Source organism: Ruegeria sp. CDSA021 (assembly GCF_059612325.1).
In genome coordinates this window covers 82,988-98,902 of record NZ_JBXWQJ010000017.1, presented here as the reverse complement: position 1 = coordinate 98,902, position 15,915 = coordinate 82,988, and the positions used below count along the sequence as shown (strand labels likewise).

Annotated in this window: 14 protein-coding genes; 4 read left to right on the top strand and 10 right to left on the bottom strand. The window is 57.2% G+C overall.

Features of this window, described 5'->3' with window-relative positions:
• Nucleotides 1-37 precede the first annotated feature (37 nt).
• From AC2FLD_RS19170 to AC2FLD_RS19160, 3 genes are all read right to left on the bottom strand, one after another.
• The gene (locus AC2FLD_RS19170) at nt 38-907 is read right to left on the bottom strand and encodes an SIR2 family protein (protein ID WP_496672474.1); all 870 of its coding nucleotides are present in this window, start codon (nt 905-907) and stop codon (nt 38-40) included.
• 250 nt (nt 908-1,157) lie between these two features.
• On the bottom strand, nt 1,158-3,575 hold the full coding sequence (gyrB, locus tag AC2FLD_RS19165) for a DNA topoisomerase (ATP-hydrolyzing) subunit B (protein WP_496672471.1): 2,418 nt from the start codon (nt 3,573-3,575) through the stop codon (nt 1,158-1,160).
• Nucleotides 3,576-3,689: 114 nt separating this feature from the next.
• Complete coding sequence (locus tag AC2FLD_RS19160) at nt 3,690-4,262, bottom strand: TetR/AcrR family transcriptional regulator (protein ID WP_496672468.1); 573 nt, start codon at nt 4,260-4,262, stop codon at nt 3,690-3,692.
• A 100-nt stretch (nt 4,263-4,362) separates the two neighbouring features.
• Here AC2FLD_RS19160 and AC2FLD_RS19155 point away from each other — a divergent pair, with 100 nt between their 5' ends.
• Nucleotides 4,363-4,929, top strand: coding sequence for a carboxymuconolactone decarboxylase family protein (locus AC2FLD_RS19155; protein WP_496672465.1), 567 nt, complete (start codon nt 4,363-4,365; stop codon nt 4,927-4,929).
• On the opposite strand, the gene recF is transcribed toward AC2FLD_RS19155, so the two are convergent.
• The 6 genes from recF to mutM form a co-directional block, all read right to left on the bottom strand.
• Nucleotides 4,926-6,023 carry a DNA replication/repair protein RecF gene (recF, locus tag AC2FLD_RS19150; RefSeq protein WP_496672463.1) on the bottom strand — a complete coding sequence of 366 codons (1,098 nt, stop codon included), beginning with the start codon at nt 6,021-6,023 and terminating at the stop codon, nt 4,926-4,928. The two genes, AC2FLD_RS19155 and recF, sit on opposite strands and share 4 nt — an antisense overlap.
• A gap of 59 nt (nt 6,024-6,082) precedes the next feature.
• On the bottom strand, nt 6,083-7,204 hold the full coding sequence (gene dnaN / locus AC2FLD_RS19145) for a DNA polymerase III subunit beta (RefSeq protein WP_496672460.1): 1,122 nt from the start codon (nt 7,202-7,204) through the stop codon (nt 6,083-6,085).
• A 225-nt stretch (nt 7,205-7,429) separates the two neighbouring features.
• Nucleotides 7,430-8,815: a chromosomal replication initiator protein DnaA gene (dnaA, locus tag AC2FLD_RS19140; protein WP_496672457.1), complete on the bottom strand. Its 1,386-nt coding sequence runs from the start codon at nt 8,813-8,815 to the stop codon at nt 7,430-7,432.
• A gap of 555 nt (nt 8,816-9,370) precedes the next feature.
• The gene (gene rpsT / locus AC2FLD_RS19135) at nt 9,371-9,634 is read right to left on the bottom strand and encodes a 30S ribosomal protein S20 (protein WP_496672455.1); all 264 of its coding nucleotides are present in this window, start codon (nt 9,632-9,634) and stop codon (nt 9,371-9,373) included.
• A gap of 229 nt (nt 9,635-9,863) precedes the next feature.
• Complete coding sequence (acuK, locus tag AC2FLD_RS19130) at nt 9,864-10,640, bottom strand: acryloyl-CoA hydratase (RefSeq protein WP_050605553.1); 777 nt, start codon at nt 10,638-10,640, stop codon at nt 9,864-9,866.
• A 66-nt stretch (nt 10,641-10,706) separates the two neighbouring features.
• Nucleotides 10,707-11,558: a bifunctional DNA-formamidopyrimidine glycosylase/DNA-(apurinic or apyrimidinic site) lyase gene (gene mutM / locus AC2FLD_RS19125; RefSeq protein WP_496672452.1), complete on the bottom strand. Its 852-nt coding sequence runs from the start codon at nt 11,556-11,558 to the stop codon at nt 10,707-10,709.
• A gap of 86 nt (nt 11,559-11,644) precedes the next feature.
• Here mutM and ubiE point away from each other — a divergent pair, with 86 nt between their 5' ends.
• On the top strand, nt 11,645-12,397 hold the full coding sequence (gene ubiE / locus AC2FLD_RS19120) for a bifunctional demethylmenaquinone methyltransferase/2-methoxy-6-polyprenyl-1,4-benzoquinol methylase UbiE (RefSeq protein ID WP_496672450.1): 753 nt from the start codon (nt 11,645-11,647) through the stop codon (nt 12,395-12,397).
• Nucleotides 12,397-13,926, top strand: a complete 1,530-nt coding sequence (gene ubiB, locus AC2FLD_RS19115) for a 2-polyprenylphenol 6-hydroxylase (RefSeq protein ID WP_496672447.1) — start codon at nt 12,397-12,399, stop codon at nt 13,924-13,926. The genes ubiE and ubiB overlap by 1 nt, the downstream gene beginning before the upstream one ends.
• 96 nt (nt 13,927-14,022) lie before the next feature.
• Here ubiB and AC2FLD_RS19110 read toward each other — a convergent pair whose 3' ends face one another.
• Entirely contained in the window at nt 14,023-15,198 is a 1,176-nt protein-coding gene (locus tag AC2FLD_RS19110) for an acetyl-CoA C-acyltransferase family protein (protein WP_496672445.1), read from the bottom strand.
• Between the two features lie 113 nt (nt 15,199-15,311).
• Here AC2FLD_RS19110 and AC2FLD_RS19105 point away from each other — a divergent pair, with 113 nt between their 5' ends.
• Nucleotides 15,312-15,875, top strand: a complete 564-nt coding sequence (locus AC2FLD_RS19105; RefSeq protein WP_050605631.1) for a helix-turn-helix domain-containing protein — start codon at nt 15,312-15,314, stop codon at nt 15,873-15,875.
• Nucleotides 15,876-15,915 lie beyond the last annotated feature (40 nt).

The following is a 15,915-nucleotide window of genomic DNA, read 5'->3' as shown; positions in this document are numbered from 1 at the left end:
AATCACAACAACCAGTTGAGCCAGACCCTCTCTTAGATCAGGCGGCCATCTGTCCCAAAATCCCTGACGACGGACAGGGAACGTTTTTCTCACGGCATCTCTCGATAATCTTCGGGTGGATATGCTGATCTCGAAACCCGAACCCTACGCAAAGGAAGGCGGAAGCACTTGTTAGGGCTCTGTCTGCACCATTGATCGTGGTTCGAAATGGATCTTCGTGCGTTTTTTCATACTTGTTCAGGCCAGGAGTCACGATCAGCGGAGTGTAGCCACTTGATGGAAGGTCAAAGAGCGGTAGCCCAACAGTTCGATCATCCGCGGTCCGAAACCAGTCGAGAGACCCATGGACTTTCCAGATTTTCACGACCCTGGACGCCTTCGCTCCGTGCAAGAACTTAACTCGCCCGCTGCTCTCCCACTTCTGTACATACCCCGGCGCAAAGCCGGTCTGAAACAAAATGCCCTTGGCGTTGCAGGCATATTCTGCGACTCGATCATAGTTCGTCGTAACGATGTGAGCCTCGGTTTGAGTGCTTTTGAACATCCCAACAAGCAAGTTACCAAGTGCAAACTCAGCACCATCGGACGCCGCAGCATCCAAGAGAACCCTGTCCTTCCCATTTACACATTGCCAGGTCAGCCGGACAATTTTCGCAAGGAGCGTTTCTGGCAATGTCTTGCCTTCCAATGCGGCTTCGAGGTGATCACCGTTTGCAAGCGCTGTCCTAACCAATATCCAAGCGTCTTCTTCGGCCGTCCCGTCAGCCTGCAATTCACCCTGGAGGAATTCGCTCAGAGCTCCCATGCTCGGCAGATCATGGGGCATTGATGCACCGCTTCCAAGAACGATCGTAGGAGAACCCTGGAAGCAGGCCTGTGCAGATTTGGCGATATCTTCTGTCTTCAACTTATTACGTCATCCAAAAAGCGTATCAGAGCAGCCATACGCTCCAACAATTCAAGGTTGTTTTTCATTCGCGCACCACACTTCACTACTACATGGCGGGAATCAACAGAATTCAGAGCTTTTCAGATTTATGCCAGGTGGCTTCCCAACATTTGGTCCTTTTGCTGGACGATAGGCGCCCCGCAGCACTATGGGCGGATTCCGCAAAACTATGGGGTATCCGCAGCGCTATGGGAATTCCTACACACAGTTAGAAATCCAGATTCTCCACGCTCAGTGCGTTTTTCTGAATGAATTCGCGGCGGGGCTCGACAACATCGCCCATCAGTTTGGTGAACAGATCATCTGCCTCAACAATGTCATCTACGCGCACCTGCAAAAGTGTACGTGCATCCGGATCCAACGTGGTTTCCCATAGCTGATCCGGGTTCATTTCACCCAGACCTTTGTAGCGTTGCAACGACAGGCCCTTTTCTCCCTCTTCCAGAATCGCGCGAAGCAGATCCAGCGGGCCGTGAATGAGCTGAGACCGGTCACGGCGGACCAGTGTCGCCGAAGTGTTGTAAACCTCTTGCAGGCTTTGCGTGAAGCTGCCGGTCTTACGCGCTTCGCCTGAGCGCAGCATGGGACCGTCCAGCGTGCGCACCTCTTCCACGCCGCGCAAGATGCGGGCCAGACGGATGCCGTGGTCCTGCGTGATGCGACCCTGCCAGCCGCGCTCGTATTCCAGTGCGATCAGGTCCAGACGAGCCGCGACTTTGTCGGCCACACCTTGCAAGTCTGCATCGACCGCGCCGGGCACAAAGGCCCCGGCAACGGCGGCCTGTTCCAGAATGTGGCGCGGATAATGAGTCGGGAAGGCGTCCAACACACGCTTCAACTGGCGCGCTTCGTCCACCACGCGGGCGAGGTCCTGGCCGACAATCTCTTCACCCGAGCCGAGTTTCAACACGGCCCCATCGACGCCCTGATTGATCAGGTAGTCATCCAGTGCGGCCTGATCTTTCAGGTAAACTTCTGATTTACCACGGGAAACCTTATAAAGCGGTGGCTGAGCGATGTAGAGGTATCCGCCCTCAATCAGTTCAGGCATCTGCCGGTAGAAGAAGGTCAGCAGCAACGTCCGGATATGCGCGCCATCCACGTCGGCATCAGTCATGATGACGATCTTGTGGTAGCGCAGTTTTTCGACGTTGAACTCATCGCGGCCGATGCCCGTGCCCAGCGCCATCACAAGGTTGCCAATTTCCTGAGACGAAAGCATCCGGTCAAACCGGGCCCGTTCCACATTCAGGATTTTCCCGCGCAAAGGTAGAACAGCCTGAGTCAACCGGTCCCGACCTGTCTGCGCAGACCCCCCGGCCGAGTCGCCCTCGACCAGGAAGACTTCGGTCTTGGACGGATCTTTTTCAGAACAATCCTTCAGCTTGCCCGCCAGATAGTTCACATCCATCGCCGTCTTTCGGCGGGTCAGTTCACGGGCTTTTCGCGCAGCCTCACGGGCCAAGGCGGCCTCGATGATCTTGCCGACGATGCCCTTGGCTTCATTGGGGTTTTCCTCAAACCACTCGGCCAGTTTTTCGTTCATCAAGCCTTCGACCGCCGGCCGCACCTCGGACGAGACCAGTTTGTCCTTAGTTTGAGACGAGAATTTCGGGTCGGGTACTTTGACTGACAGCACGCAGGTCAGACCTTCGCGCGCATCGTCACCGGTGAAGCTGACCTTTTCCTTCTTCGCAATCCCGCTGGACTGGGCATAGTTGTTGATCGTCCGGGTCAACGCGCCGCGGAACCCAGCCACGTGGGCACCACCGTCTCGCTGCGGGATGTTGTTGGTAAAGGGCAGCACCGTCTCGTGGTAGCTGTCATTCCACCACATTGCGATCTCGACGCCGATATCGTCGCGCTCACCCTTGATGTAGATCGGCTCAGACATGGCCGGGGTTTTCGAGCGGTCCAGGTACTTAACGAATTCCTTGACGCCACCCTCATAGAAAAGCTCGGTTTCCAGCCTCTCGGCGGGGCGTTCGTCGATCAGTATGATCCGTACACCCGAGTTCAGGAAGGCCAACTCGCGCAGACGCTTTTCCAGCGTCTCAAACGAGTATTCAAGGTTCGAGAACGTGTTGGTCGAGGCCAGAAACCGCACCTCGGTTCCTGTCCGGTCGCCGCACTCACCGACCACTTTCAGATGCTCTGCCGTCTCTCCGCCTTCAAAGCGCGCGACATGCTCCTTGCCAGAGCGCCAGATACGCAGCTCCAGCCAATCCGACAATGCGTTCACCACCGAAACACCCACACCGTGCAGACCGCCCGACACCTTGTACGAGTTGCTGTCGAATTTACCACCAGCGTGCAGCTGAGTCATGATGACTTCAGCGGCCGAGACGCCTTCTTCAGGGTGAATATCGACAGGAATTCCGCGTCCGTTGTCGCTGACCGAGACGCTCGAATCCGCGTGGATTTTCACAGTCACATGGTCTGCGTGATCAGCCAAGGCTTCATCGATCCCGTTATCGACAACCTCATACACCATATGGTGCAGACCCGAACCATCATCCGTGTCCCCGATATACATGCCGGGGCGCTTACGAACGGCTTCCAAGCCTTTGAGAACTTTGATGGAATCTGCGCCGTATTCTTGAGGAGCCTGTGCGTCTTCGGACATTCAGTCAGTACCTATATTATTTTGGTAACTTATACGTTTTCTTGTGGGGATTGTCACGCGATCCCCCAATATTTTGTGTTTGTTTGAGTTGTTTTTTACCCGCCCGGGCCCGGCTCATAGCCGGTCGATATCAGACGCGATATCCGCAGCAATTTCCAGCGCATCGACATCCTTGCGTTCCGCCGACAATCGCAGCCCGAGAATGTCTGACTGATATCGCGCCGCAAGTCTATCCGGATCATGATCAGCCCTGATTTCGCCTGTGTCCTGAGCACTTCGAAACAACTCAGCAAAACATGCCTTCATCTCAGTCATGTGGCGCGCAGCCTGATCCGCAAGATCGTGATCCTTCGCCTGCAACTCGGCATATGTCTTTGCCAGCATGCAAGCCTTCGTCGGGTTCTCGACGGCCTCAATTACCAAACGAGGTTGCGCTTTCAGCGCTTCCTTCGGGCCCAGCTTCTCCGCCAGGGCCTTTATGCGTGCGACACCCTCATTCGCATAGCTCTCCAGCGTCAGAGCATAGAGCGCATCCTTCGACCCGAAAGCCGCATAAAAGCTGCCGGGCTTCAGCTTCAATTCCCGCTCTAGATCCTTCAGCGATGTCCCAGCCCAGCCCTGACGCCAGAAGATATCTCTCGCCTTTGCGATCAATGCGTCACGGTCATATGCGGGTTTGCGGGGCATCAGCATCACCAATTCTTGAACGTTCGCTCAAATATATACTTGAGTGATCGCTCAAGAAACCCTAAATACGACCCATCACGCCAGAAACAGGAGTTCCGACATGGCCACTTTCCCGTCTCACGACCTCGAAACCGCCCCTGAAGGGTCAAAACCACTTCTTGAAAAATCTCAGGCCGCATTTGGTCGCTTGCCTGGCCTGCACAAGGTGATGGCCGAAAGCCCTCAACACCTGGAAGGTTATCAGGTCCTGCATGGCCTGTTCCTGCAGACCGATTTCGACAATGAAGAAAAAACCGTCGTCTGGCAGACCATCAACGTGGAAAACGAATGCCACTACTGCGTGCCCGCGCACACCGGCATCGCCAAGATGATGAAGGTCTCGGACGAGATTTCCGAGGCCCTGCGCAACGAAACTCCGCTGCCCTCAGCCAAGCTTGAGGCGCTGCGCACCTTCACCCTGCAGGTGATGGAAACACGCGGCAACCCGACCGAGGAACAGCTGCAGGCGTTCTTTGACGCGGGCTATTCGCACCGTGCGGTTCTGGATGTGGTGTTGGGTCTGGCGCAGAAAACCATGTCGAACTACATCAACCACATGGCCAAAACCCCGGTCGACGAAGTTATGCGCGGCTTCCTGTGGGAACGTAAAGTCAGCGAACCGGCCTAACCAGCCACGACCGAGCCCTCATCGCCTTCGGTAACCACCAGCGATTGAGCTTGGTCCCCCAGTTCCGCAAACAGTTCAGGCCCGGTGCCCGTCATCCAGGCCTGAGCCCCCAGCGCGCAAATCTCGTCATAAAGCGCCGCGCGCCGATCCGCGTCAAGATGGGCGGCCACCTCATCTAACAGAACAATTGGCGGCGCCCCCACCATCCCGGCCAGCGCCCGCGCATTCGACAAGATCAACGAAACCAAAAGCGCCTTCTGTTCTCCGGTTGAACAGTCTTTGGCCGGAACGCCCTTTGCTGCAAACACACCGTACAAGTCCGAACGATGAGGCCCCACCAAAGTCCGGCCTGCCGCCAGATCACGAAACCGACTTTCGCTCAAAGCCTCACGCAGATCCTCTGCTGACCCGGGCATCGCGCCTTCTGTTTGTACCAGCTCCAGTTCAGCAGACGGAAAAGCCGTTTCCGCAAGTTCCTGCGCCGCGCGCAGATGCTCCAGCGCCGCCAGACGCGCCATATGAATGCGATGTCCCGTCTCGGCCAACTGCCCCTCAAGCGCGGCATACCAATGCGCATCACGCACCTGCTCTTTCAGCAGACGGTTCCGTTCCCGCATGGCTTTTTCATAGGTTAAAGACGCTTCGGCATGGGCCGGGTCAAAGCTCAGCGCGATACGGTCCAAGAACCGCCGTCGCCCCTCGGCCCCTTCGATCCATAGCCGGTCCATCGAAGGGACCAGCCACACAACCCGCGCCAGTTTCCCCAACTCGATCTGGTTCGAGGTTTTTTCGTCAATCCGAACCTGCCGCGCCGCGCCGCCCTCGGACCAGGTTTCGATCTCATAACGCTGCCCCTGCGCGTCCAATACCCCAGACAACTTCCAGCCCAGCGCCTCGGGCCGTCGCGCCATCTCAGCCGCGCTCGCCCGTCGCATCCCGCGCCCGGGTGAAAACAGGGACACCGCTTCCAATATGTTGGTCTTGCCCGCGCCGTTGGGTCCATGAATGGCAACGGGCCGTCCATCCAACGACAACCGCGCCAGTTTATGAGATCGAAAATGCGAGACCGTAAGCTCGGTCAGGGCCAATCCCATGACCCCTCCCTTCATCTTTTCAAAAATACTCCCGCCGGAGGCTTGGCGCGTCAGCGCGATCAGACGCGCATCGGCATGACCACATAAACCGCGCTGAGATCATTGCCTTCACGCATCAGCGTTGGGTCTCCAGCCGAATTGAACAGAAAAACCGCGTTCTCACGATCGACCTGAGACGCAATCTCCAGCAGGTATTTAGCGTTGAACCCGATCTCCAGCCGTTCGTCGCCGTATGCAACGGCCAGCTCTTCTTCAGCCGCGCCGCTATCTGGCGCGTTGACGGACAGGATCAGCTTGTCACCGTCCAGTTGCAGCTTCACCGCCCGAGACCGTTCCGACGACACAGTGGCCACTCGGTCGACGGCCTGCGCGAACTCGGCAGCATCGACCTCAAGCTTGCGGGTGTTCCCTTGCGGTATGACGCGTGTGTAATCGGGGAAGGTGCCATCGATGACTTTCGAGGTCAGCGTAATATCCGGCGTGGCAAAGCGCACCTTGGTTTCGCTGACCGAAACGGCGATATCCATTTCATCGTCATCCAGCAGCTTGCGCAACTCACCCACGGTTTTGCGCGGAACAATCACGCCGGGCATGTCTGCCGCCCCGTCCGGCAGATCCGCATCGATACGCGCCAGACGGTGGCCATCGGTGGCCACACAGCGCAGAACCTTACCGCTGTCCGAGCCGTCAGCGACGTGCATGTAGACACCATTCAGATAATACCGGGTCTCTTCCGTAGAGATGGCGAATTTCGATTTGTCGAACAACCGGCGTAGCAATGCCGCCGACGCGGTGAAATTCGATTGATATTCCGAGGACGCCATTACCGGGAAATCCTCTTTTGGCAGCGTCGCCAGCGAGAAATTCGACCGCCCCGCCTCAACCGTCAGACGGCCTGCAGCGCTGTCAGCGGTCAGCGTGACCAACGCACCGTCGGGCAGTTTGCGCACGATTTCATGCAAGGTGGTCGCCGCAACTGTGGTCGCCCCGGCTTTCTCGACCTGCGCCGAAGCCTTGTCGACCACTTCAATGTCCAGATCGGTGGCGCGGAACTGCGCCACATCGCCTTCAGCCTCAATCAGCACGTTGGCAAGTATGGGAATGGTATTGCGGCGTTCCACTACGGATTGGGCCTGCGAAACGGCCTTGAGAAGGGTGCCGCGTTCGATGCTGATCTTCATACCCTCAGTTCCTCTGACTTGCGTACCGACATGGGCGGGACTGGCACGTTAGCGGTTCCACCCTGAGGCACAAGGATTTTTTACGGATTTCTGGGTTGGAATACCCCAAGCGTCAAGGGCAGCGTGCCCGGCAGGCATCAGTTCCGGTCCAACCGTGGATAAATGCGCACAAGAAAACGCCCCGGAATGTATGTCCGGGGCATTTTCTTACAATGCAGGCGCGGATCAGGCTTCGAGCGCCCGGCGCAGCATTTCCACATCTTCAGCGATCTGACCATCGGTCAACTTCAGCTCTTCGATGCGTTTCACACCATGCATGACCGTTGTATGGTCCCGCCCGCCAAAACGGCGGCCAATCTCTGGCAGAGAGCGACTGGTGAGCTGTTTGCATAGATACATCGCCACCTGACGCGGACGCGCGTAAGAGCGCAGGCGCTTGGGGCCGATGATATCAGAAAGGCGAATGTTGTAGTACTCGGACACTTTCCGCTGGATCTCTTCAACGGTGATTTTGCGTTCCGAGGCCCGCAGCACATCTGCCAGACAATCCTGCGTCAACTCCATATCGATCTCGCGACCAACCAGCGAAGCGAAGGCGAATAGGCGAGTAAGAGCGCCTTCCAGCACGCGGACATTGGTCGAGATACGATGGGCCAGGAATTCCAGAACACCGTCGGCAATCGACAGATCGGGATACGAACTGCTGTATTGCTGAACCTTGTTCTGCAAGATGCCCAGCCGCAGTTCATAATCGGTCGGGTGCAGGTCAACCACCAAGCCACATTGCAGGCGCGACTTCACACGGTCTTCCAGATCCTTGATCTCACCCGGAGCGCGGTCGGCCGAAATGATGATCTGCTTGTTCTGATCCACCAGCGCATTGAAGGTGTGAAAGAACTCTTCCTGGGTCGAATCCTTGCCCGCGATGAATTGCACGTCATCCACCATCAACACATCGACCGACCGGAACAGGTGTTTGAAATCCATCATCCGGCGTTCGCGCAGGGCCTGAACAAAGCGATACATGAATTGCTCGGCCGACAGGTAGAGCACGTTCAACTCAGGATGCTTGGTTTTCAGTTCCCATGCGATGGCGTGCATCAGGTGGGTTTTACCCAAACCAACGCCGCCATACAGAACCAGCGGGTTGAACGTCACGGGACCACCTTCCGACACTCGGCGCGCGGCGGCATGGGCCAGTTCGTTGGGTTTGCCCACAACAAAACTGTCAAAGGTAAAGCGGGAATCCAGCGGCGCGGCCTGCAGCGACTCCAGTGCATCCTGCGCAACTTCCGTCACTGGTGCGGTAACGCGTTCCGGATCTGCTGCACGGGTCGCCGGAACCGTCGGCTTCGGACGTGCCGGGGAATTTGCAGCAACATGGAAATCCAGTCGCTGTACAGTTTCACCCGCTGTGTTCAGCTCATACAAGATAAGGTCTGCAAAATTCTGACTGACGTAGTTGCCCATAAAATTGGTCGGCACGGAAAAGACCGCTACGCCATTCTGCAGCTCCTTGAATTCCAAAGGCTCGATCCAGGTAGTGTAATTGTTCCGACCAACAGCCTTCAGCAACTTGTTTCGCAATAGTCCCCATTTCTCTTGTGTCATTCAGCGCCTCACGCATCCCATTCTTATTGGCCTGTCGGCCTTATTCATACAACCCGGTTGCCCGGTTAAGAATTCACACGCTCAAAGCTATCCCGTCGCCAAACCTGACCGGTTTGGCGGGATATCTTCACGAATACGCGCATGTCCGGAAGCAGACGCTCGGCAATAGCAAGCGTCCGGAAACCGGGCTGCATTTCGTACTCTCATTTTATTAGACAGGGCCGAGAGTACCGGGTTTATCCCGGAGTTCACGGCAGATCGGCAGCCTGACAACAGCCAGTCGTCGACAACTTCTTCCAATCGCCCTGATGCCCGTCAGTCCGACCAGAGAAACAGCCTGTCCCCCCAAGCGAGTGAATCGCTGACTTCAGTGGTAGCAAGATGGGATAGGGCCCGGCAACGAAACTCTGATATTGACTCGGTTCTTTGACCGAAAGAATCTCTCAGATTTGTGAAGGCGCGGTTTTCCGGCAACACGAAAAAAGGCGCCGCTCTACGCGACGCCCTGAATATTAGATCAGCCCTGCTGACATGACCCTTGGTCAATCTGAGGCATTAGCCCAGTGCTTTGACGCGTGCCGACAGGCGCGACATCTTGCGGGCTGCGGTGTTCTTGTGGAACACACCTTTGGTGACGCCGCGCATCAGTTCAGGCTGAGCCGCACGCAGAGCAGCGGTTGCCGCGCCCTTGTCACCAGAAGCAATCGCTTCTTCGACTTTACGCAGATAGGTACGGATGCGCGAACGACGCGCTTTGTTGATTGCGAAACGCTTTTCGTTTTGACGTGCGCGTTTCTTTGCCTGGGGCGAATTTGCCATGTGTTTCTGACCTTCGTTCGGTACGGTTATCTTGGGTTGCGCGCCACGGACATATCCGCACCGGATCAGAAATCACGAGTGTGAGTCGGGCCAAGCGGGCCGCACGCGCATGTATAGCGGGGGTCTCTACCCAAGTTTTCAGTGTTTGCCAAGCCGATTCTTCCCGTCGGGGCTTTGGCCACAAAAATGGCGGGCTGGGCCCGCCTGCTTTGTATCCGCTAAGTTTGGCTTACTTGTCGCGGAACTGCGCCGCGCGCTTTTCAAGGAAAGCTGCCATGCCTTCCTTTTGATCTTCTGTCGCGAACATCGAATGGAACACGCGGCGTTCGAACAACATGCCTTCGCTCAGCGGAAGTTCATAGCTGCGATTCACCGCCTCTTTGGCCGCCATCGCGGTCAGTTGCGATTTCTCGGCAATCTTCTGGGCCGCGCCAACGGCCTCTTCGATCAGCTTCTTGGCCGGAACCACACGGCTGACCAGCCCGGCGCGCTCGGCCTCTTCGGCGTCCATGAAACGACCGGTCAGATTCATGTCCATCGACTTGGACTTGCCCACGAACCGCGTCAGACGCTGGCTGCCGCCCAGGCCGGCAATAACGCCCAGATTGATTTCGGGTTGCCCGAATTTGGCCGTGTCCGCCGCGATGATGAAATCGCACAGCATCGCCAATTCGCATCCGCCGCCCAGCGCATAACCTGCAACAGCCGCAATGACCGGCTTGCGAATCGCCGAAACCCGATCATTGGCATCGGCAAACAGATTCACATTGTAGACGTCCACAAAACTCATCTCGGACATTTCCTTGATGTCCGCGCCTGCGGCAAAAGCCTTGTCCGATCCGGTGATCACGATGCACCGCACCTTGTCGTTGCGGTCTGCATCTTCCAGCGCCTCGCACAGCTCACCCAGCAACTGGGTGTTCAGCGCGTTCATCGCGTCCGGTCGATTGAGCTTGATAAGGGCGACGTGGTCTTCGATTTCGACGATGATCGTCTCAAAAGCCATGAGGTGTAAGCTTCCGGTTGTTCCGTTCAAGTACGATTCCTTACCACGCGAAAAACTTGGATCAAGTTATCTTTGGCATTGCGCACAATAGAAGGATGAGCGACCGGACTGGGTGATTCTCTTGATTGCGGCGCCACAGCCCTCTGTCCGGCAGGGCTCTCCCTCGCGCCCATAGACGTCAAAGCTGTGCTGAAAATATCCAAGTTCTCCATCGGCTTGGCGAAAATCCCGCAGGGATGAGCCACCCGCTTCGATGGCGCTCTGCAATACCTGCCGGATGATCGGAACCAAAGCAGCGACACGCGATGCCGAAATTTGTCCGGCTTTGCGACGTGGCGACACCTTGCCGCGATAAAGCGCCTCACAGACATAGATATTCCCCAATCCGGCAACGATTCCCTGATCCAACAGCGCCGATTTAACCGGAGTGTTCTTTCCATTGAATGCGTCGATCAGGTGTTGTTCGTGGAAATCATTGCCCAAAGGTTCTGGCCCCAGAACCGACAGCAGCTTGTGGTCTTCGGCCGTTGCTGTCGGCAGCAGGTCCATAGCACCGAACCGACGCGGGTCATTGAATGTCACGCGGGCACCGTTAGCCATGTGAAAAACGACGTGGTCATGTTTCTCAGGCATCGGATGCTCATGCACAAACTGCCCCAACGGATCGCCCGACACCGTCATGCGGCCCGACATGCCCAGATGGATCAGCAGCGTCTCGCCACTGGTGAGATCTGCCAGAATGTATTTCGACCGCCGTCGCAAACGATCCACCCGCTGCCCGGTTAACCGCTCGGCCATGCGCTCGGGGAACGGCCAGCGCAGATCAGGGCGATTCACATCGGTCTTTTCGATGACCACCCCTTCCATCGCAGGACTCAGGCCGCGTCTTACTGTCTCGACCTCGGGCAATTCCGGCATTACACGGCTCCTAATTCAAAGGGCCGCATTGTGCCCGTCTCTCTTGGCCCTATAACAGAGACTAAATTCGACAAACGGCAAGGCAAATGTCCGACAACAGCGACAAGACCACTCATTTCGGGTTCGAAACCGTGCGCGAGGCCGACAAGGCCGGGCGCGTGCAGGGCGTGTTCAACTCGGTTGCCTCGAAATATGACGTTATGAACGATGTCATGTCGATGGGCATCCACCGGGTCTGGAAAGACGCGATGATGGACTGGCTGGCACCGCGTCCCGGCCAACGTCTTCTGGACGTGGCGGGCGGCACGGGCGACATCTCCTTCCGCTTCCTCAAACGCGCAGGCCATGGCCACGCCACCGTTCTGGACCTGACCGAACCGATGCTGGTCGAAGGCCGGCAACGCGCCGAGGCCGACCAGATGTCGGACAGCCTGAACTGGGTGGTCGGCGATGCCATGGCCCTGCCGTTCGAAAACAACACGTTTGATGTCTACACGATCTCTTTTGGCATCCGGAACGTGACTCGCCCGCAAGACGCCCTGAACGAAGCTTACCGCGTACTGAAACCCGGTGGCCGTCTGATGGTTCTGGAGTTCAGTCAGCTGCCCAATGACGGGCTGCAAAAGCTCTATGATCTCTACAGCTTCAACATCATCCCCCGCATGGGCAAGCTGATCGCCAACGATTATGACAGCTACCAGTACCTGGTGGAATCGATCCGCAAATTCCCCGATCAAGAGACATTTCTGGGCATGGTTCGCACCGCGGGCTTCGAGAACGCCAAATACCGAAACCTGAGCATGGGCATCGCCGCGCTGCATTCCGGCTGGAAAATCTGATGCGTGGTCCTCACAACATCATCCGCCTGATCCGCACAGGCGCCACTTTGGAGCGCACCGGAGCCATGAACGTGGTGCTGGACGCCTTTGAGGCCCCCCGGTCGCTGCGGTTTGTTGCCCATGCGTTGGGCAAACCGTTCCAATGGCTGGGCTACAAAGGCGATCCTGATATGCCACCGGCCACCCGTGCCCTGACGGCGCTGGGTCCAGCCTACATCAAGTTCGGTCAGGTGCTGTCTACCCGCCCCGATGTTGTCGGCAACGAACTGGCCGAGCAGTTGCGCGTGCTTCAGGACAAATTGCCCCCTTTCTCCAAGTCTGAAGCCATGGCCGAAGTGGAAAAGGAACTGGGTCAGCCTGTCGCCGAGATCTTCAGTGAATTCAGTGAACCCATTGCCGCCGCATCCATCGCGCAAGTCCATAAAGCCAAACTGGTCAGCAACGGTGAGGATGTAGCCGTCAAGGTCCTTCGCCCCAATATCGAACGCGCCTTTCGTAAGGATGTGGACGCGTTCTATTTCGCGGCCCGCATCGTACAGCTTTTTGCCCCCGGCGCGCGTCGCTTGCGCCCGATGGAAGTGATCGAACATTTCGATGGCGTTGTCCGAGGTGAACTTGATCTGCGGCTGGAAAGCTCCGCTGCATCGGAATACGCCGCGAATACCAAGGATGATGCCGGGTTCTGGCTGCCACCTGTGGTATGGTCCCTTTCAGCCCGTCGTGTCATGACGCTCAGCTGGGCCGACGGTATTCCGCTGGGCGATAACGCCGCACTTGATGCGGCAGGTCATAACCGCCGCGATCTGGCCGAACGTGTGCTGCGCCTGTTCTTGCTGCACGCCCTGCGTGACGGCTATTTCCACGCCGACATGCACCAGGGCAACCTGAAGGTCGCCGCAAACGGTGACATCATCGCCTATGATTACGGCATCATGGGTCATATCGACGAATATACCCGCCGGGTCTATGCCGAGATTCTTTTTGGCTTCATCCGCCGCGATTACAAGCGCGTGGCCGAGGTGCATTTCGAAGCGGGCTATGTCCCCGCCAACCGGGACGTGGATGAATTCGCCCGCGCCCTGCGCGCGGTCGGTGAACCCATTTTCGGGATGGATGCCTCTCATATCTCGATGGGCCGCCTACTGAACTACCTCTTCGAGGTGACAGAACGGTTCGGCATGGAAACTAGAACCGAACTGATCCTGCTGCAACGCACGATGGTGGTGGTTGAAGGCGTGGCGCGCTCACTCGACGATCACATGAACATCTGGGAGGTCGCCCGCCCGGTGGTCGAAGACTATATCAAACGCTCTATCGGTCCACGCGCCGCTCTACGGGATTTTGGAAAAACCGCAATGGTTCTTGCCCGTTTCGGCCCGCGCCTGCCGGCACTCGTCGAAAACGCGCTGATTGCGCAAACCCAAAAAGACGATCAGAAGAACAATGGCCTTGGCACGTATGTCTTACCCGCGGTTCTCGGCGTCGGGTTCGGCATAGCCGCTACGCTGATTGCTATAGCACTCAGCTAAGGCAAACCCGCCCGCTTCATCTGGCCATAAATATCCTCGGGGGGAATTGCGCCACGGCGCATTGGGGGGCAAGCAGCCCCCCTCCGCCAGTCCGGTTCAGAGCCGCTCTATGGCAAGCGCGATTCCCTGACCACCGCCAATGCACATGGTGATCAAAGCTTTTGATCCACCCGTACGCTCCAACTCATACAGCGCTTTCAAGGTGATGATCGCGCCGGTTGCGCCAACTGGATGGCCCAAAGCAATGGCGCCCCCATTTGGGTTCACCTTGGCGGCGTCCAGACCGAGTTCCTGATTCACAGCCAGTGCTTGTGCGGCAAAGGCTTCGTTGCTTTCGATCACATCGAAATCGCCAGCCGACAAACCTGTCTTCTTGAACAGGTTTTGAACAGCCGGAACCGGGCCAATACCCATAACTTCGGGCCGCACGCCGGCATGAGCATAGCCGATCACTCGTGCTTTTGGTTTCAGACCAGCTTTCTCTGCCGCGCTCGCCGTTGCCAGAACCATCGCCGCAGCGCCGTCATTGATGCCCGACGCGTTCCCTGCCGTCACGCGCCCGTCTTTCTTGAATACCGGCCTCAAGCCAGCCAGCGCCTCTACCGTCGTTGCTTTGGGGTGTTCATCGACCTTGAAATCGACCATGTCTCGCTTGACCTTGACCTGCACCGACGCGATTTGGTTTTCGAAAAATCCCCCCTCAATCGCAGCTGCCGCACGGGCCTGGCTGGTCATGGCAAACTCATCCATCTGTTCACGGCTGATCTGGTGTTCATCCGCCACATTTTCGGCCGTGATACCCATATGCCCTGTGCCAAACGGGCAATTCAGCGCGCCCAGCATCATATCCAGCGAAGAAACGTCGCCCATCTTCGCGCCCCAGCGCGCCTGAGGAACAATGTAAGGGCTACGCGACATGCTCTCAGCACCGCCCGCCACGGCAAATTCTGCGTCGCCCAGCATCAAGGACTGCACTGCGGATACGATAGCCTGAGCCCCGGAACCACACAGACGGTTTACGTTCATCGCCGGTGTACCGTTGGGAATGCCCGCCTGCATCGCGGCCACACGCGACAAATACATGTCACGTGGTTCGGTGTTGATGACATGACCAAAGACAACACTGCCGATCTGCCCACCTTCGACTCCCGAGCGTTCAAGGGCCGCTTCCGTTGCAACAGTGGCCAGATCAATCGGAGCCGTTGAGGCCAAAGTGCCGCCAAATGTGCCGATGGCGGTACGCGCACCATCCAGAATCACTACGTCAGTCATGTTTTCTCCTCCAAAACCCGCGCGCATTATGCACGTGCAGCATGATCTTCAAATTTGACTCACTGTCACGCCCGGAATTGACATTACGTTGCGCAACACGCATGGATTCCGTCATGACGGAAAATACAGACGATATCCTGAACCTTTTACCTGCACGCCTGAAAGAAGCGCGTCGGGCCAAAGGGCTATCCCTCGAGGCAGTTGCGAACCTCAGCGGCGTTTCCCGGTCCATGGTCAGCCAGATTGAGCGCGGAGAAAGCAGCCCTACGATCTCGACCCTGTGGAACCTGACCCGCGCCTTGCAGGTGGATTTTGCAGGTCTGTTGGAAGGCGCAAAAGCCAGTGACCAGATCGAGGTTCTGCGAACGTCTGAGGTCCCCAGCATCGATAATATGGGACAAAATTGCCGAATTCGCATCCTATCCCCGCCGGAAGAGGCCGGAGGGCACGAGGTCTACGATATTGAGTTTGAAGAAGGCGGAGCTTTGAACAGCCAGCCTCACGCCCGTGGCGCACGTGAACAACTGACGGTGCTGGAAGGCGCAGTCAGAGTCACGTCCGGCAGCGCCGTCTCGGACCTCAGCCAAGGAGACACCGCCCGCTATGCCGCAGACATTGCACATTCCATTTCCGCCAAAGGACCCGCACGAGTTTTCCTGATTGTGAAAAACGCCTGAAACTGGCAAGTTTCCGCCTTCACGGAAATTTTTCCTCCAT

Excerpts from the sequence above, each read along its gene's own strand:
- gyrB (WP_496672471.1), bottom strand. The coding sequence starts at position 3,575 with ATGTCCGAAGACGCACAGGCTCCTCAAGAATACGGCGCAGATTCCATC.
- AC2FLD_RS19160 (WP_496672468.1), bottom strand. The coding sequence starts at position 4,262 with ATGCCCCGCAAACCCGCATATGACCGTGACGCATTGATCGCAAAGGCG.
- AC2FLD_RS19155 (WP_496672465.1), top strand. The coding sequence starts at position 4,363 with ATGGCCACTTTCCCGTCTCACGACCTCGAAACCGCCCCTGAAGGGTCA.
- recF (WP_496672463.1), bottom strand. The coding sequence starts at position 6,023 with ATGGGATTGGCCCTGACCGAGCTTACGGTCTCGCATTTTCGATCTCAT.
- dnaN (WP_496672460.1), bottom strand. The coding sequence starts at position 7,204 with ATGAAGATCAGCATCGAACGCGGCACCCTTCTCAAGGCCGTTTCGCAG.
- dnaA (WP_496672457.1), bottom strand. The coding sequence starts at position 8,815 with ATGACACAAGAGAAATGGGGACTATTGCGAAACAAGTTGCTGAAGGCT.
- rpsT (WP_496672455.1), bottom strand. The coding sequence starts at position 9,634 with ATGGCAAATTCGCCCCAGGCAAAGAAACGCGCACGTCAAAACGAAAAG.
- acuK (WP_050605553.1), bottom strand. The coding sequence starts at position 10,640 with ATGGCTTTTGAGACGATCATCGTCGAAATCGAAGACCACGTCGCCCTT.
- mutM (WP_496672452.1), bottom strand. The coding sequence starts at position 11,558 with ATGCCGGAATTGCCCGAGGTCGAGACAGTAAGACGCGGCCTGAGTCCT.
- ubiE (WP_496672450.1), top strand. The coding sequence starts at position 11,645 with ATGTCCGACAACAGCGACAAGACCACTCATTTCGGGTTCGAAACCGTG.
- ubiB (WP_496672447.1), top strand. The coding sequence starts at position 12,397 with ATGCGTGGTCCTCACAACATCATCCGCCTGATCCGCACAGGCGCCACT.
- AC2FLD_RS19110 (WP_496672445.1), bottom strand. The coding sequence starts at position 15,198 with ATGACTGACGTAGTGATTCTGGATGGTGCGCGTACCGCCATCGGCACA.
- AC2FLD_RS19105 (WP_050605631.1), top strand. The coding sequence starts at position 15,312 with ATGACGGAAAATACAGACGATATCCTGAACCTTTTACCTGCACGCCTG.